The organism is Actinoallomurus sp. NPDC052308 (genome assembly GCF_040679195.1).
Lineage (GTDB): Bacteria > Actinomycetota > Actinomycetes > Streptosporangiales > Streptosporangiaceae > Actinoallomurus > Actinoallomurus liliacearum.
This window is the reverse complement of the sequence record NZ_JBFAUM010000001.1, coordinates 541,043-557,865: the sequence shown is the minus strand read 5'-3', so window position 1 is coordinate 557,865 and position 16,823 is coordinate 541,043. Positions and strand designations below refer to the sequence as shown.

General features: G+C 74.0%; 15 protein-coding genes. 3 read left to right on the top strand and 12 right to left on the bottom strand.

The window, feature by feature from the left end:
- Positions 1-429 carry a type II toxin-antitoxin system VapC family toxin gene (locus AB0L00_RS02955; protein ID WP_364427469.1) on the top strand — a complete coding sequence of 143 codons (429 nt, stop codon included), beginning with the start codon at positions 1-3 and terminating at the stop codon, positions 427-429.
- A gap of 135 nt (positions 430-564) precedes the next feature.
- The gene (locus AB0L00_RS02950) at positions 565-1,674 is read left to right on the top strand and encodes a hypothetical protein (RefSeq protein WP_364427466.1); all 1,110 of its coding nucleotides are present in this window, start codon (positions 565-567) and stop codon (positions 1,672-1,674) included.
- Between the two features lie 32 nt (positions 1,675-1,706).
- Here AB0L00_RS02950 and AB0L00_RS02945 read toward each other — a convergent pair whose 3' ends face one another.
- From AB0L00_RS02945 to AB0L00_RS02900, 10 genes are all read right to left on the bottom strand, one after another.
- The gene (locus tag AB0L00_RS02945; RefSeq protein WP_364427464.1) at positions 1,707-4,760 is read right to left on the bottom strand and encodes a BTAD domain-containing putative transcriptional regulator; all 3,054 of its coding nucleotides are present in this window, start codon (positions 4,758-4,760) and stop codon (positions 1,707-1,709) included.
- A 146-nt stretch (positions 4,761-4,906) separates the two neighbouring features.
- The gene (locus AB0L00_RS02940) at positions 4,907-5,347 is read right to left on the bottom strand and encodes a pilus assembly protein TadG-related protein (protein WP_345353208.1); all 441 of its coding nucleotides are present in this window, start codon (positions 5,345-5,347) and stop codon (positions 4,907-4,909) included.
- A complete protein-coding gene (locus AB0L00_RS02935) occupies positions 5,344-5,832 on the bottom strand; it encodes a TadE family protein (protein WP_364427461.1) in 489 nt (162 codons plus the stop codon). The genes AB0L00_RS02940 and AB0L00_RS02935 overlap by 4 nt, the downstream gene beginning before the upstream one ends.
- Positions 5,829-6,251 carry a TadE/TadG family type IV pilus assembly protein gene (locus AB0L00_RS02930; RefSeq protein ID WP_345353204.1) on the bottom strand — a complete coding sequence of 141 codons (423 nt, stop codon included), beginning with the start codon at positions 6,249-6,251 and terminating at the stop codon, positions 5,829-5,831. The genes AB0L00_RS02935 and AB0L00_RS02930 overlap by 4 nt, the downstream gene beginning before the upstream one ends.
- Before the next feature lie 7 nt (positions 6,252-6,258).
- Positions 6,259-6,462, bottom strand: a complete 204-nt coding sequence (locus tag AB0L00_RS02925) for a hypothetical protein (RefSeq protein ID WP_345353202.1) — start codon at positions 6,460-6,462, stop codon at positions 6,259-6,261.
- Positions 6,463-6,511: 49 nt separating this feature from the next.
- Entirely contained in the window at positions 6,512-7,426 is a 915-nt protein-coding gene (locus AB0L00_RS02920) for a type II secretion system F family protein (protein WP_364427458.1), read from the bottom strand.
- Complete coding sequence (locus AB0L00_RS02915; protein WP_364427456.1) at positions 7,423-8,388, bottom strand: type II secretion system F family protein; 966 nt, start codon at positions 8,386-8,388, stop codon at positions 7,423-7,425. The genes AB0L00_RS02920 and AB0L00_RS02915 overlap by 4 nt, the downstream gene beginning before the upstream one ends.
- A complete protein-coding gene (locus AB0L00_RS02910) occupies positions 8,385-9,686 on the bottom strand; it encodes an ATPase, T2SS/T4P/T4SS family (protein WP_364427453.1) in 1,302 nt (433 codons plus the stop codon). The genes AB0L00_RS02915 and AB0L00_RS02910 overlap by 4 nt, the downstream gene beginning before the upstream one ends.
- Positions 9,667-10,689 carry a hypothetical protein gene (locus AB0L00_RS02905; RefSeq protein ID WP_364427450.1) on the bottom strand — a complete coding sequence of 341 codons (1,023 nt, stop codon included), beginning with the start codon at positions 10,687-10,689 and terminating at the stop codon, positions 9,667-9,669. The genes AB0L00_RS02910 and AB0L00_RS02905 overlap by 20 nt, the downstream gene beginning before the upstream one ends.
- Positions 10,689-11,564, bottom strand: coding sequence for a hypothetical protein (locus tag AB0L00_RS02900; protein ID WP_364427447.1), 876 nt, complete (start codon positions 11,562-11,564; stop codon positions 10,689-10,691). The genes AB0L00_RS02905 and AB0L00_RS02900 overlap by 1 nt, the downstream gene beginning before the upstream one ends.
- 396 nt (positions 11,565-11,960) lie before the next feature.
- Between AB0L00_RS02900 and AB0L00_RS02895 the strand changes: the two genes are divergently transcribed.
- A complete protein-coding gene (locus AB0L00_RS02895) occupies positions 11,961-16,292 on the top strand; it encodes an FtsK/SpoIIIE domain-containing protein (RefSeq protein WP_364427444.1) in 4,332 nt (1,443 codons plus the stop codon).
- Between the two features lie 28 nt (positions 16,293-16,320).
- On the opposite strand, the gene AB0L00_RS02890 is transcribed toward AB0L00_RS02895, so the two are convergent.
- A complete protein-coding gene (locus tag AB0L00_RS02890) occupies positions 16,321-16,572 on the bottom strand; it encodes a hypothetical protein (protein ID WP_364427441.1) in 252 nt (83 codons plus the stop codon).
- Complete coding sequence (locus tag AB0L00_RS02885; RefSeq protein ID WP_364427438.1) at positions 16,536-16,748, bottom strand: hypothetical protein; 213 nt, start codon at positions 16,746-16,748, stop codon at positions 16,536-16,538. Before AB0L00_RS02885 ends, AB0L00_RS02890 begins: the two co-directional genes overlap by 37 nt.
- Positions 16,749-16,823 lie beyond the last annotated feature (75 nt).

Below are 16,823 nucleotides of genomic sequence, written 5' to 3'. Positions count from 1 at the left end.
GTGTCCTACCTTCTCGACACCAACGTCGTCTCCGAGCTTCGGAAGGGGCGCGGCTCCGACCCGAACGTACGCGCCTGGTACGACTCGACCCAAGGCTCCACCAAGTACCTCAGCTCACTCGTCATCGGAGAGCTCACGCGCGGCGTCCATCAGCTCAGTAAGCGCGACGTTCCGCAGGCGACCAGGCTCGCTGCCTGGCTGACCGGGATCAAGGAGCATTACGCCTCGCGAATCGTCCCGGTCGACACTGCCACGGCGATCATCTGGGGACGATGGCAAGCGGCGTCCCCGATGCCCGTCGCCGACGGGCTGATGGCGGCGACGGCGTACCTCAATGACTGGACGTTCGTCACCCGGAACGTCAAGGACGTCGAGCGGACCGGGGTGCGCACGCTCAACCCGTTCGAGCCGATGGCAACCTCTTCGTAATTATCCGCTCACGATCCGCCCTCGGGCGGCTAGAGTCCGGCGGCTATGGAGGGGTGCAGACCGGCGTCGCGCCGCAGCTTCGCAGTCGTCGTGACACTCGCCGTCGGATGTGTGGTGCTCTGCGGGTGTCAGTCGGTGCCGTTCCGGGGCCGGCCGGGGCCCGACTCGCCGGTGCTGGCGCTCGGCGGGCCGGCGCCGTACGTGCGGCCGTCCGCGACGCCGCCGCCTCCTCCGCTCAGCCGACTCGCCAGGTCGCCCGACCGGCGGCCCGGCGTCTACGCCGCGACGCGGGCCGGCATGCTCGGTCCGGTCGCCCGGCGCCTGCCGCCGCGGGTGTACGTCCCGGTCAGCGGGGGCACCGCGGTCCAGGTCGTCGACGCCCGGACGTACCGGCCCATCCGCCGGATTCCGGTCGGCCGGGCGCCACGGCAGGTCGTCCCGTCGTGGGATCTGCGGACGCTGTGGGTAACCGAGGCGGCCGGTCTGGTGCCGGTCGACGCGCGGACCGGCGCGGTCGGCCGTGCGGTACCGGTCCCCGATCCCGTCGACCTGTACTTCACCCTCGACGGCCGGTACTCCCTGGTCCTGGGCGCGCGGCCGGGACGCCTGCAGATCCGCGACCCGCGCACCCTGCGGCTCCGGTCGACCATCCGCCTGCCCTGCCCCGACCCGGCCGCGGCCGACCTGTCGGCCGACGGATCGACGATGGTCGTGGGGTGCGCCGGCGGGCGGCTGGTCCGCGTCGACCTCGCGCGGCGGTCGGCCACGGAGACGGCCCGGCTCGCCGAGAACACGCGACCCCAGGACGTCCGGCTGTCCCCGGACGGATCGACCTTCTACGTCGCCGACGCCGGTCGCGGTGGCGTGTGGCTGGTCGGCGCGACGGACCTCCGGCCGACCGACTTCATCGCCACCGGACGCGGCGCGCACGGCCTGTACCTCAGCCGCGACGCCGGGACCCTCTACGTCACCGACGGTGCCGCGCGGGCCGTCTCCCTGATCTCCGTCGCCGAGCACCGCGTGACCGACCGGTGGCGGCTCCCGGCCGTACCCGACATGGGCGGCGTGTCGGCGGACGGCCGGGTGCTGTGGCTGTCCGCCCGACAGGCCGGCACGGTCTTCGCCGTCTCGACGGACACCGGACGGATCATCCGGCGGCTGCCCGCCGGACCCGCCCCGCACGGCCTGTGCGTCTTCCCGCAGCCCGGCCGGTTCTCCCTGGGCCACACCGGCATCTACCGGTAGCGGCCGCAGCCCGCCGCCGCTCGGTCGTGGGCTCAGCCGGCGCCCTCGGCGACGCCGCGCCACTGGGGGACCAGTTCCTCGACCAGGGCCTCGGTCTCCGGCTGCAGTTGCGCGGCGAACGGGTCGGCGCTGACACGGTCGCTCAGCTCGTCGACGACGCCGTGGACCGAGGCCTGGTCGCCCGTGGCGTGGGTGGCGCGCAGCAGGTCGCGCCACAGGCCCTCGTCGTCCACCGCCAGCCGCAGCCCGGCACGGGCCGCGGAGACCGCGTCGCGGGCGTCGCCGTCGTCGAGGCGCATCAGCACGAGCCGGTGCGCCACGTCCGCGACGCGCGCGGTCGCCTCGTACTCCAGATCCTCGGCGGCCAGCCAGGAGTACCGGCCGCGCGGGCGGCCGGCCAGCAACGGACCCCGTACGAGGTCCAGGGCGTAGGACAGGTAGGCCGTCTCGGAGGCGGGTTCGGCGGCGGACCGCCAGACGAGCCAGCGGAACATCTCCCAGTCGACCCGGACCTCCGATCCCAGCCGGATCCGGCCGCGCTCGTCGTGGTACAGGTTGGGGCGGCCGCGGGAATCACGCCCGAGCCAGTCGGCGACGCGGGCGACGGTCGCGTCGCGCACCGGCGCCGACACCCCGCGCGGCCACACCGCGCCGCCCAGCACGGTCGGGTGCACGCCCTCGGGGTGCGTGGCCAGGTAGACGAGCACCTCGGTGCACAGCGCCCGGCGGCTCTCCTCCACGACGCCGGGCGCGTCCACCTCGACGGGCCCCAGGATCCGGATGTCGACGGCCGGCCGTACCTCGCCCATCGCGGGCGGCGCCACCGGCTCCTCGTCGATCCCGCCGTACGGGACGCCGTCCGCCCGCCCGGCGGTACGGAAGAGCTCGAGGACGGCCCGGTAGTGCTGCTCGGGGACGAGCTGAGCCTCGACGTCGAAGCCGAGGACCCCGGCGCGGAGCCGCCCGTCGGCCGTGACGTCCCAGGTCCAGGTGGCGCCCGGCGTCTCGCCCGCGACGATGTACCCGGCTGCCATCCGCTGACCGGTGCGGGCCAGGGCGACCAGGCGTTCGGCCTCCTCGGGCGTCGGCGGATCGGCCATGATCAGGTAGTGCGGCATCCACGCCTCGCCGAACACGCCGCGGCAGCGGCCGGTGAGCACCGAGTCCACCCCCGACGCGGCGAGGGCCTGCCGCACCTCCTCGGTCCGGCTCTCCAGCTCCGGCAGGGCCTCGGCGAGCGTTGCGACGGTACGGATACGGTCCGGGGCGATCAGCGAGAGCTCCTCGCCGAAGCCGACGAGCGTGATCCGCATGTGGTCGGACCAGCGGTTGGTCGCCAGCTCGACCGCCACCGCGGCGAGCACGGCGCGGCGGGCCTCGTCGGGTCCCTGCAGGGAGATCAGCCCGTGCGCGGTCTCCAGGTCGACGAGGATCCGGCCGGTGTCGTTCGTGCCGATCGAGACGAGCCCCGGGTACGGCGCCAGGACGTCGGCGAGGTCGGCGGTGGCCACCTCGTCGAGGGCGCCGGCGTTCAGCCGCCAGACCTGCCCGTTGTCGTACTCCTCCCATGGCGCCGGCGGGTTACGGTCGGCGGGCGCGATCCACAGGTCGAGGCTGTCGGCGCCGAGGTGCACGCCGTACACGGTGGGCAGCGTGCGCCCCTCGGCCGCGAGAGCCTGGGACATCTGCCGGAGACCGAGGTCGAGCAGGCGGGTGGCGTCGGTGTCCGCGCCGATGCGCAGCGCCTGCTCGGCGAGCGCGGCCTCGCCGTCCGGCCGGGCGATCCTCGTGCCGAACGCCCGCCGCCACAGCTGCTCGCGCCGCCGGCGGCCGAGTACGGCGAGGACTCCGGCGGCGAGCAGCGACGCCACCGCCAGCTCCTCCGGCCAGCCGAACGCCGGCAGGTGGACCGGCTGCCGCTCGGCGGGCCTGTGCTGCTCGGCGGGCGGCCGCTGCTGCTCGGACGGGTGCCCGGAGTGCTCCGGCCGGGCCGGCGTGGGGTGCGCGGCCGGCGGCGACGCGTGGGCGGACGGCCGTCCCGAGGGAGCCGTATCGGGCGCGGTCGCGTGCGGTGACTGCGCGGCCGGCGGCCGAGCCGCCTCGGACCCGTCCTGCCGATCGGAACCCTGGGTGCCCTGGCCGGCCTGGTGACCGACCTGGTGCTGCCGCGCCTCCTCCTGGGCCGCCCGCCGGGCCGCCTCCACGGCCTGCTTCTCGGTGTTGACGGAGCCGCTGTGGTGTACGCCCCCGGGCACCTGGGAGTGCGGCACGCCGTGCTCGTGCTCCCCGTCGTGCGGGCCCCGGTGGACCACCTCGACATGCGTCGCGTCGGCCGGCATGTCGAGCACCCAGCCGGGCCGGATCAGGCTCGCCATGGTCAACCGGGTACCGTCCGGCTGCACCTTGCCCTTGTTCAGCGCGTAGATCTCGCGGTACCGGCGGCCGTCGCCGAGGCACTTCTCGGCGATCTCCCAGAGGCTCTCGTGGTGCCGTCCCTCCGGTGGCCGGACCCGGTAGATCTTGCGGACGGCGTTCTGGTCCATGGGTGCCGCCGGCCCGGCGTCCTCTTCCACAGGGGCCTGCCGGGTGGCGGGCGCCTCGGCGTGTTCGGCGGCCGGCCTCGGCTGTTGCTGCTGCCGCGGCGGGTCCTTGACCTGGACGTGCGTCGCGCGGGGCGCCGTCAGGGCGGGCACCACCACCGTGGTGGCGGTGAACAGCAGCAGCGCGGCGACGACGAGCCGGTGCGCCACCGCCTGCGGACCGCCCGCGAATGGCACTCGGGCCGGTACACCGACGCCACGGATCCCGGCGTACACCTCGACGAGCACACAGGCGGCCAGTTGCAGCCAGGCCAGCCACACGACGATGACGAGGATGCGCATCAGCGCCGTGGTGTCCAGCCGCTGCGTCAGCGTCTCCATCGACGGAGGCCTGCTGGGAATCGGCGAGCCGAAGAAGGTGACCAGCGCGAACGGCACGCCGACCAGCAGCGCGGCGAGGGCGGCGAGCGCGAGCACGCCGACGGCCACGTCACCGGGCCCGCGTCCGCGGTCGATCCGCACGGGCTGCCGCCGAAATGTGCTCACGCGGCCTCCTTCGTCGGAGGAGTGACCAGAGACACTGCGCTGATGGCTCGCTCGCTCCGCTCACTCACGCGGCCTCCTTCGTCGGAGGAGTGACCAGAGGCACTGTGCCCATGATTCGCTCGCTCACGCGGCCTCCTCCTCTCTCATCAGATCCCCTCCTGGGGGTGGGCGGTCGCCGCGGACGTCATGGTGAAGTCGCTGAAGCCGGGGACGATGGCGAGCAACTGCAGCCGGACCTTGATCTGCACGACGACCCGTGCGGTACGGCCGCCCTCGATCTGGCACTTGGCCCGTCCCGTCACCTCGGGGTACGCGGCGACGAGGCGCTCGGCGCGGGTGCAGGCGGCCCGCGGGTCGGTGATCCGGGCCTGCCCCGTCTGCCGCAGGACGTCCTGGTCGATGTCGTCGGCCGCGGCGCGGGCGCCCTGTTCGGCGATGTCCGCCGCGCGCTGGCGGGCGTGGATCGCCAGCCCGCCGTCGACGACCAGCCCGGCCAGCACGATCACGAACAGGGCGAAGATCGTGGTGAACATCGCGACCGTCCCGCGGTCGCGGCCTTCGGCCACCGCCCGATGCCACCGCGTCAATCGATCCTCCGCAGCGTGTCGAGGGGAGCGGTCGCCGTACCGACCATCGTCTTGGAGGCGCCCAGCCCGATCAGTGACAGGCCGCCCAGGTCGATGTCGCAGCGCACCGTGACCGTGACCTGGCCGCCCTGGCGCCAGTCGCGGAAGTCCGGGTCGGTGCGGGGCCCGCCCCGGCACCACTTGGTCCCGCTCATGGTCGCCTTGGCCGCGTCGTCCGCGGCGACCCGCGCGCTGCCGCGGTCGCGGGATACCGAGGCGGACCGGGCGGCGTCGCGGGCGGCGCCGTCGACCTGGCTCTGTGCCTCCACGATCCGGCCGAGCCCGACCATCAGCATCATGAACGCCACGAGGACCGGCGTGAGCAGCACGAGCTCCAGCGACATCGTGCCCGCGTCGGCCCGCCGCCCCACGGGATCGGTCGCGGTGCGCGGGCTCGAGGCGACGGCCCGCGGCCCGCGGGGATTCGTTGCGGTGCGCGGGCTCATGGCTGCGGCCCGCCCCCGCAGGTGGCACCGGCGCCGACGTCGGGCCGGTAGCACTCGATGGGCCCGCCGGAGCGCTGGCTGACGTGGAACGTCAGGAAGGGCACGACGCGTACGGCCGTGCCGGTCACGGTGACCCACCGTTGGTTCTGGTCGCCGTCGGCCTGCGGGGTCACCCCGCTCAGCAGCTCCGGCCCGATCTGCTGGACGTACTCGCGCGCCTTCGCCTCCGCCTGTTCCTTCCAGCTCCCGGTCCCGCTCTCGCGCGCGACCCGCGCGCCGGACTGTGCGGCGGCGAGCGCGACGTGCCGGGCGTGGTAGACCATCGCGAACTGCACCACCAGCAGGATGACGAGAAGAAGGACCGGGGTCAGCAGCGCGAGTTCGAGGGTGCTCGCGCCACGGTCCGTCCTCTTGTCCATCAGGTGGTCACTTGGTCTTGATGTCGTTCGCGGCGGACCGGACCTTGCGGTAGATGACGACGCCGACGCCGAGCGCGATCATCGCCAGCAGGCCGGTGATGATCGCCCACTCGATCGCGGACGCGCCGCGGGAGCGCTCGGTGTCGTCGCGCAGCCGCTCGATGCGTGCCTGCACCGACGACCAGACATAAGCCACGAAAGGATCGTTCATCGGGTTCATGGCACTCCTTGCGCGAAGCGGGGACTGGTGGAGATCGACGTCACGCGGCCATCACCCGCATCACCGCCGGATAGGCCAGGAAGATCAAGAAGCCCGCGCACAGCAGGAGCTGCGCGACGAGCATGGACTGGGAGCGTTCGCCGGCGCGGCCTTCGACGTCGGACAGCTCGCGGCTGCGCATGCTGGCCGCGCGGGCGGCGAGCGACTGGCGCACCTTGGCCCCGTCGTCGGCGACCAGCGCGAGGGCGGCGGACAGGTCGCGCAGCTCGTCGACGCTGACCTCCTCGCCCAGCCGGCCGAGCGCCTGCCAGGGAGTGATCCCGGTGATGCGTGCGTTGGACAGGGCGTCGCGGATGCGGCGCATGGCCCAGCCGTCACCGACGCGCGCGGCGGTCATGAGCGCCTCGGGCACGCCGCGCCCGCCCGCGAGGTTCATCGCGACGAGGTCGAGGAACGCGCTGACCGCGTGCCGGAAGTCGCGCCGCCGCGCCCCGGCCTCCTGGCGCAACTGCAGGTCCGGCAGCAGGAAGAAGATGACCGCGAAGAACAGGCCGACCCAGACCGGGACCGCCACCGCGACGCCGAGGCCCAGGATCGCGAAGTAGCCGACGAGGACGGGGATGAACACGATCGCCGCCGCCGACAGCAGGAACTTCGTCGCGAGGAACCCCTCGAAGGACCGGTCCAACAGGGCCAGGTCCGCGCGTACCGAGCGCTGCTGCCATCCCCGCGCCTCGTAGAAGGCGGCCAGCGAGCGGCCGACCTGGGCGCGCAGCCCGGGGAACCGGCCCGAGTCGCCGGAGGGGCGGCGTTCCGGCCCGGTCTCGCCGCGCCGGCGCGCCGTGTCGAAGGCCGCGAGGCGCGCGGCCAGCCCCGGCCGGGGCGGGAACAGCGCGCGGAACAGCAGGTAGCCGCCCAACCCGAGGAGCGCCCCGGCCAGCAGTGCGGTCGTCATCGGGTGCCTCCCTTGACCGTGGGGTTCGGGCCGGTGCCGGTCCGGCCCTGCCAGCGCGCGACCGTCTCGGGCACCTCGGCGGGGACTCCGGGCCGGTCGGTGTCGGCCCCGCCGAGGAAGCGCTGCGGCATCTCGTACTTGGCGAGCCGGCGCAGCCAGACGAACCCGAGGGCGAACAGCCCGACGACCACGGCGAGGACGAGCTGGCCGACGAACGAGTCGTACATCTTCACGTAGGACCGGTTGAAGACGGCGAGCAGCAGTGCCGTGCCGACCGAGACTCCGACGACGATCTGCACGCTGCGGCGCGTGGTGCGCCGGTTGGCCTCGACGCGGCGCCGCATGTCGAGCTCGGCGCGGGCGGAGGTGGACAGCGCGCCGAGCATGTCACGCAGGCCGGGGCCGCGCAGCCGCGCGTTAAGGATGAGCGCGGCGACCACGAGGTCGGCGGACGGGTCGTTCAGGTCGTCGCCGAACCTGCGAAGGGCGTCGGCGAGCGGCACCCGCGTGTGCAGTCGGTCGACCAGGGCACGTACGTGCGGCTCCAGCACCGGGGCCACGGCCCGCAGCGAGGAGGGGATGGCCTGTTCGAGGCCGACCGCGCCGGCGATCGTGTCGCGCAGCGACTCGGTCCACGCGGCGAGCGCCTCCAGCCGGGCCATCGCGCGGCGTTCCTCGGCGGCGCCGCCGCCGATGGTTTTCCAGCCGAGGACGAGCAGGCCGGTGCCGATGGCGGCGACCGGCCACCGCGTGACGATCAGGGTGAGGACGCCGGCGATGGCGGCCATCGCCGTACGCGTGCTCAGCGTGCGGATGAGGTCCTCGCGGCTGCGCCCGGTCGGCCGGCCGGGCCGGGGCCGTACGCCGCGCACGGCGACGATGAGCAGGAGCACGCCGCCGCCGACCATCGCGCCCGCCACGATGGCGGGCAGCGTGGCCAGGTCGGCGAGACCGCCCGTCACCAGGGGACCCCGGCGGCCGGGTCGTAGCCGAACGGCACGAGCTCCTGGGCACAGGCGATCGGCGCGGCGGGCACGGCGGAGCCGTCCGGGCCGGGCTCGAAGATCTCGCTGGACAGCACCCGGCCGTCGCAGCCGGTCACCTCGCGAACGCTGGAGACGAAGCGCCGCAGCCGGCCGCCCTGGGCGTAGTCGTTGCGCTTCTCGATGAAGATGACGAAGTCGATGGCACCTGCGATGAGCATGTGCGTCGCCTCGATCGGCAGTCGTTCGTCGGACTGCAGGGCGTACGTCGCGATGCGGTTGAAGACCTCCCACGAGGAGTTCGCGTGGATCGTGGACAGGGAGCCGTCGTTGCCCTGCGTCATCGCGTTGAGCATCGTGACGATCTCGTCGCCGAGGACCTCGCCGACGATGACGCGGGAGGGGTTCATGCGCAGCGACCGGCGGACGAGCCCGGCCATCGTGATCGTGCCCTGGCCCTCGGAGTTCGGCAGCCGCTCCTCCAGCGCGACGACGTTCGGGTGCAGCTCGGGGAACTGGTCGAGCCCGAGCTCGAGCGCGCGCTCGACGGTGATGAGCCGCTCGGCGGCCGGGATCTCGTTGGCGATGGCCCGCAGCAGCGTCGTCTTCCCGGCGTTCGTCGCCCCGGCGATCATGATGTTCTTGCGGGCGGCGACGGCGGCCCGCAGGAACAGGCCGAGCTCGGTGCTCAGCGTGCCGTTGCCGGCGAGGTCGGACAGGAACACCTTGCCGAGCCGGGCCCGGCGGATCGACAGCGCGGGCCGTACGGTGACGTCCATGACGGCGGACAGCCGGGACCCGTCGGGCAGCCGCAGGTCGAGCTGGGGGTTGGCGGAGTCGAAGGGCCGGCTGGACAGCCCGCTGTAGGCCGCCAGGATCTGGATGAGCTCGACGAGCTCCTCGTCGGACTCGGCGACCGGCTCGCCCATGACCTCGCGGCCGTCGGCGTACCCGATGAACACCCGGTCGCAGCCGTTGATGTCGATGTTCTCGATCTCGGGGTCCTCGAGCAGGGGCTGGAGCCGTCCGACGCCGAACAGCGCGGCGTGCACGCCGGCCGCGAGCTGCTCCTCCTCTTCGGCGTTCGGCGGGCGCCGGCCCGCCGCGATCTCCGCTCGGGCGTACTCCTCGAGGACCTGCCCGATCAGGGCGCGGGCGAACTGCCGCTCGTCCTCGGGGACCATCGGCGCGAGGCCGTTCGCGGCGTCGAGCCGCCGCTGGTCGGCGAGCCGGCCGCCGACCTCCTGCCGGAGTCGCTTAACGAGACTGTGATCCACTAGCCGCTCCCTGCGCCTCGCGGCCCGTGTCCGGGCCGCCCGCGGCCCGCGCGGCGAGCCCGCCCGCGATCTGCCGGGCCGAACGAATCAGCAGCGATCTGTCAAGCCTCCCGCCCCAACGTCCCCTCAGCATTTCAGCACCCTTGGGATCCAGCGCGAAACCCCCCAGAACACTCGCGGGCAATTTGGCATTGGAAATGATGCGGCCCACCTCGGTGATGGAACCGCGGTATTCGCGGGGATCGGCCACCACCACGACACCGATCGGCGGCGCGGCGTGACCGCCGAGTTCGGAAGCGAGCGAGTTAATGCGTTCGCGCAGGTGAGCGACGTGTTCGAGGGTGGCGCGGGTGAACAGGACGATCGTGGACGCCTCGCGCAGCAGGTCGGTGAAGGCCGATCCGGCGCCCAGCCGGCCGCAGTCCGCCACCACGTCGACGGGGATCTGGCTCGCGGGACCGCCCGCTCCGCTCACGGGCGCGCCGCCCTGGACGGGGAACCCGCCGCTCGGCGTCGTGCCGTTCCCGGCGTGCCCGCCGCCCGGCAGGGTGACAGTCCCGTCGCTCGGCGTCGCGCCGTTCCCGGGGTGCCCGGCGTCCGGCGTGGCGCCGTTCCCGGCGTGCGCGGCGCCGTCGGCGTACGGGTCCGGGACGGTGAGGTTGGCGAACGCGCGGCCGAGCGGGCTCCACAGCCAGGTCAACCCCTGGGCCTGTTCGGCGTTGGTGAGGCCGACGAGCACGTCCAGGCCGCCGACGAGCCGCTGCGTGTGCTCCCAGACCTGGTCCGCGCGCAGCCCGCGCCGCGCGGTGGCGGCCAGGCTCAGCATGCCGCGCGCGGGGTTCAGCATGCCGCCGTCCTCGGCGGGCAGGCGGTACACCAGGTCGCCGCCCGCCTGGTCGCACTCGGCCAGCAGCACCGGGCGCGGCCACACCGCCGCGATGGCGATGGCGGCGGTGGTGACGCCCGGCGCTCCCTTGTCGGCCGCGAGGACGATGAGCCCCATCAGGGCCTGCCCGTCGGGCCGCCGGGCGTGGCCGCGGTCGACCGGTGTGCCGTACGGCCCGGGGTCGGCTGCCGGCCGGTCGGCCGGCCGGTCGGCTCCTGGTCGGCCGTCGACTGCTGCGGCGTCGGAGGTACGGCGGCCGGCGCGGTGGCGGCGCGCGCCCGCTTCCCGGACGCCTGCTCGCCGGGGGCGAGGACGGCCACCGCGACCGCGCCCGCCGACGCCGCCTGGGTGACGAGCGGCGCCTCGTCGGTGGGCACGGTCACCGACACCTGGACCTGGTCGCTCTGAACGTCGTTCTGCCCGGGCTCGGCGACGTCGTAGACCATCGCGGCCGGAGCGAGCACCGCCCCGGCCGCGATGCCGGTCTGGCCCTGCACCGCCACGGCGTACACCGCGACGCGGTCGCCCGGGTGCAGGCCGCCCGCCGGGAGTTGACCGGGCTTGAGCGCGAGCCCGACGACGACGGTGCCCTTGGCCGCCGAGGCGGCCGTGCTGATCATCCCGTTCGTCAGGAGCGATCCGCTGACCAGGGTGACGGTCGCGTACGTCTGCGTGACCTTCACGCGGTCCCGCCACGGAATGTAGTCCAGGCCGCCGGTCGCCGAGACCTGGACCTCCTCCAGCGCGGACGCCGGGATCCGTTGCCCCGCGGCGACCGGCTTGGCGATCCGGATGACCGGGACGCGCTGCCCGCTGGCCATCACCAGATAGGCGCTGACCAGCGCACCTCCGACGATGAGCAGGACGGCGAGCGCCGCCATCGCCGGCTTGCGCTCGCGGGGCGGCACGGGAATCCGGTGGCCGGCCGCCACTGCGAGCGACGGCCGCCCGGAGGTGTCGGCGACGCTCTTGCGATCACTGCTCGTCGTCACTGGATACTCCGCCAATTCGGGGGATTGCGGACTGTCGGCGTTGACGGGACGCGGCGAACCATCGTTCCGTCCTTACCGCTCCGCGTCAATGCGGCCTCCACAGTTTGTTTCGTCCCGGATGTCGGCCACTAGTTAAGTGATCAAGACTGCACTCCGCCGGACCGGCTGGAGACACCCCGGCACCCTCTCTATCCTGGTCCGGCAGACGGCGAATCCGGAGGGGTAATGCGAATCTCGCTCACGGTGATGACCGATCAGGGTCCCCGTGACGTCGTGGTCAACGGTGATTCCGATATGACGGTAGAAACCGTTGCGAGATCACTAATTACGGCGCTCAACACCGAGCCGGTCAAAGAGGCCCTCGCGGAAGTCGTACACCTACCAAGCGCACGCTGGGTGGCCGAACCCGCGCCTCCGCTCTGGGCGGGCGGGCGCATGCTCGATCCGGCGGTGCCCGCCGCACGGGTCCTGCGCGACGGCGCCCTCGTGGCCCTCGACCCGGCCGGCGCCGTCGCGACCGTCCTGGCCGAGCCCACCGGAAGCGCGGAGATCCGCGTCACCGGCGGCCCCGCCGCGGGCGCGGTGCACCGCCTCGGCATCGGCGAGACGACCTTCGGCAACGGCCCTGACGTGGACATACGGCTCGACGACCCGTCGGTGGCACCGCACGCCCTCACCATCACGGTCGAGTCGCACCGCGTCACCGTGACCGTCGCCGTCGCCGCCGTCGGCGACGCCCTCCTCGACGGGACCGCGTTCGACGGCACCGCCACGTGGCCGCCCGGCGGGGTGCTGACCGTCGGATCGTCCGTGCTGACCCACGTCCCGGCCACCGCTCCGGACGCCCACCTCGCACCGCTGGACGACGGCGGGCTCGCCTACAACCGGCCACCCCGCCTGCTGCCGCCCGAGCGGCGCTCCACGCTCGAGGTCCCGCAGCAGCCGCCCAAGACGCAGCGCGAACGGCTCCGGCTGCTCGGCTCGCTGCTGTTCGCCGTCACCGGCATCGTCATGGCCGTCGTCACGCGCCAGTGGTACTGGGCGCTGATGGCGTTCGCGTACCCCGTCATCCAGGTCGGCGAGTGGATCGGCGACCGGATGTACGGCCGCAAGTCCTACAAGAAGGCGATGAAGGACTACCGGCGCGCCAAAGAGGAGTTCGACGCCGCGCTGGAGCACCTGCGCCGCACCGACGAGCAGGACCGCCGCGCCCTCGCGCCCGACCCCGCCGAGGTGCTGCTCACCGCCACCGGCCCCCGGCGGCGGCTCTGGGAACGCCGCCGCTCCGACGCCGACACCCTGCACCTCCGCGTCGGTCTCGCCGACCGGCCCGCGGACATCGAGCTGGTTCCCGGTCGCGGCGGCGACGCCGAACCCGTCATCCCCGAACAGCCCGTCGCCCGCGCCGTCCCCGTGACGCTCCCGCTCGCCGACCTCGGCGTCATCGGGCTCGCCGGGCCGCGCGACCGCTCCCGCGCGCTCGCCCGCTGGCTCGTCGCCCAGGCCGCCGCCCTGCACAGCCCGCGCGACCTCGCGATCGTCGTACTCTGCGCCGACCCCGACGGCGCCGAGCACTGGAACTGGGTCCGCTGGCTGCCGCACTCCGCCCCCCGCGAAGGCGAGGAGTGCGTCGCCCTCATCGGCGCGGACCCCGAGTCGGTCGCGCACCGCATCACCGAACTCGCGATCCGCGTCACCGAGCGACGCCGGGCCGCCGACCGGTCCGCCGGCGGGCTCTTCGGCGGCGCCGCCCAGGGCTCCGGCCCGTACAACATCCTGCTCGTCATGGACGGCGCGCGGCGGCTCCGCCGGATGCCGGGCATGCCGCAGGTCCTGTCCAGCGGCCCGACGTACGGCCTGCACGCGATCTGCGTCGACGACGACGAGCGCCTCCTGCCCGAGGAGTGCACCGCCGTCGCGGTCTGGGACTGGGACCGGCCGACGCACGTACGGCTGCGCGGCCACGGCCTCGACTCCGTCGGCCCGATCCTGGCCGACCAGGTCTCCACCGGCTGGTGCGACCGCATGGCCCGCGCCCTCGCCCCCGTACGGGACGTGTCCCGCGACGACGCCGAGTCCGCCGTCCCGCGCGAGTCCCGGCTCCTCGAGATCCTCGGCATGCCGAACCCGACCGCCGCCCACGTCCAGGCGATCTGGGCGGCCGGCGGCCGTACGACCGCCGTCCCGATCGGCGTGTCGGCCGACGGCGTGTTCACCGTCGACCTGCGCGTCGACGGACCGCACGGCCTGATCGCCGGCACGACCGGCGCCGGCAAGTCCGAGCTCCTGCAGACCCTGATCGCGTCGCTCGCCGTGGCGAACCGGCCCGACGAGATGACGTTCGTGCTCATCGACTACAAGGGCGGCGCGGCGTTCAAGGACTGCGCGGCACTGCCGCACGTCGCCGGAGTCGTCACCGACCTCGACGGCCACCTCACCGAACGCGCGCTCGAGTCCCTCGGCGCCGAGCTGCGGCGCCGCGAGGAGATCCTGCTGCACGCCGGCGCCAAGGACATCGAGGACTACTGCGAGCTGTACGACGACGGCGACCCCCGCGCCGCCGTCCGGGTGCCGCGTCTCGTCCTCGTCATCGACGAGTTCGCCACGCTCGCCACCGAGTTGCCCGACTTCGTCGAGGGCCTCGTCGACATCGGCCGCCGCGGCCGGTCCCTCGGCGTCCACCTGCTCCTCGCCACCCAGCGCCCCGCCGGCGTCGTCACCGCCGACATCCGCGCCAACACCAACCTGCGGATCGCGCTGCGCGTCACCGCCGCCGAGGAGTCCACCGACGTCATCGACGACCCGTCCGCCGCCCGGATCTCCAAGTCCACGCCCGGCCGCTGCTACGTACGCTCCGGCGCCGCGGCCCCGCACGCCGTGCAGTCGGCCCGGATCGGCGGACGCCGCCCCGGCGCCCTCACCGGCCTGCCCGCCCAGGTCCTCCCCCTCCCGTGGCAGGGCCTCGGCCGCCCCCTCGCCGTGACCGACGCGCCCGACGACGAGGCGGCCACGGTCACCGACCTGAAGGCGCTCGTCGCCGCGATCCGCGAGGCCGCCGACCGCGCCGGCCTCGACGACCAGCCGCCCCCGTGGCTGGAGCCGCTGCCGGCCCGCCTGACGCTCGACGACCTGCCCGCCGTGTTCACCGACCACGACGACGTCCCGCCGCTCGCGTTCGGCCTGACCGACCTGCCCTCCGCCCAGTCCCGCTCCGTCCTCGCCCTCGACCTCCTGCAGGGCGGCCACCTGTACGTCGCGGGCTCGGCACGCTCGGGCCGGTCCACGGTCCTGCGCACCCTCGCCGGCTCCCTCGCCGCCACCTGCGGCCCCGCCGACGTCCACCTCTACGGCATCGACTGCGGCGGGAACGCCCTCCTCCCCCTCGTCGCCCTCCCGCACTGCGGCGCCGTCGTCACCCGCGACCAGACCGAACGTCTCGAACGCCTTCTCGCCCGCCTGCACGCCGAGGTCGGCCGCCGCCAGCAGATCCTCGCCGCCACCGGCTTCTCCTCCCTCGCCGAGCAGCGCACCGCCGCCGCGCCCACCGAACGCCTGCCCTGGATGCTCCTGGTGCTCGACCGCTGGGAGGGCTACGTCGCCGCGTTCGAGAACTACGACTACGGCCGCCTCATCGACTCCCTCCTGCGCCTCCTGCGCGAGGGCGCCGCCGTCGGCCTGCGCGCCGTCTTCACCGGCGACCGCTCCGGCCTCACCGGCCAGGTCTCCACGGTCTTCGACGGCCGGCTCATCCTCCGCATGGCCGACCCGAACGACTACACCTACGCCGGCATCAACGAACGCCACATCCCCGCCGACATGCCGCCGGGCCGGGTGCTCGAGGCGGTCGGCCCGGACGGCGGCACCCTGCGCGAGTCCCACATCGCCCTCCTGACCGAGGTCGCCGCCGGCACCGCCCAGGTCGCCGCCCTCCAGCGGCTGGCGCGCGAGGCCGAGCGGACGTACGACCGGCCGGGCCCCGCCCAACGGCCGCTGCACGTCGACGAGCTGCCGGTGCACGTGACCTACGGCGAGGCCCTGGCCCTCGACCCCGACTTCGTCGCGCCGTCCCCGCTGTGGGCGCTCGTCGGCGCGGGCGGCGACGAACTCGGCCCGATCGGCGTCGACCTCCTCGCCGAGGGCCCCGGCTTCACCGTCGCGGGCCCGCCCCGCTCCGGGCGCTCCACGGTCCTGATGACGATGGTGAGCTCGTTGCTCGACCCGCGGATCGGCGAGGGCACCGTGCCGGTCGTCCTCGTCTGCCCGCGTCGTTCGCCGCTCCGGGACCTGCGCGGCGAGCCGGGCGTGCTCGCCGTCCTGGAGGGACCGGAGGACGCGTACCGGTTCGAGGAGACCATGGAGGGCCGGAGCCGGTACGTCGTGGTGGTCGACGACGCCGAGCTGCTCGACAACACCCCGTTCGACGAGGTCCTGGTCCGCGCGCTGCGCGCGGCCCGCGACGCGGAGCAGGCCCTGATCATCGCCGGGACGACACAGGACCTGGCGCGCGGCTACAGCGGCTTCATCTCCGAGACGCGCCGCTCCCGCACCGGCGTCCTCCTCGCCGTCACCTCCCCGGATGACGGCGACGTCTTCAATCTCCGGCTCCCCCGCCAGATCTCCCTGGACGGCCCCACCGGCCGCGGCCTGCACGTCCACCCCGGCCAGGCCATGCCGATCCAGGCGGCCGTCCGCCCACTCGCCGAAGGAAGATCGAGCCACCACCGGTAAGGCGTCCGTGCAGGCGGCCGTGAGGTTGTCAGGGAACCGACGGGAGCAGGCTTGCGTCGATGACGTCGAAGGTGGCGCGGACGGTCTTGCCGGGTTGGGCCGGGTGGACGGTGACGCGGGAGAGTTCTTCGGCGATCCACAGGCCGAAGTGGCCGACCTCGCCAGGCAGGTGCTGCACGGGCAGGTCCGCCGAGGCGTCGGTGACGTCGATGACGATCGCCGGTTCCTTCCCCTTCCGTACGGTCAGGGCGAAGGTGACGGGGGCGGCGCCGTGCGCCATGGCGTTGGTGACCAGTTCGCTGGTGCCAGGATCACGTCCTCGACCAGGTCGGCGTTCCAGCCGAGCAGGACGCCCGTGGTCAGGGCGCGGGCGGTGACGACGGCGTAGGGGTCGCCGTCGAGGCGGCAGGACCACTGCTGCTCGCGCGGCGGGCCGGCGGTGCACTCGGGGGACATTGCTGGGACCTCCAGGAGGTGTCGGTGACCGCAGCGGCCGGGCATCGGGGGAAGAACCTGGCCGCTGCGGTGGCT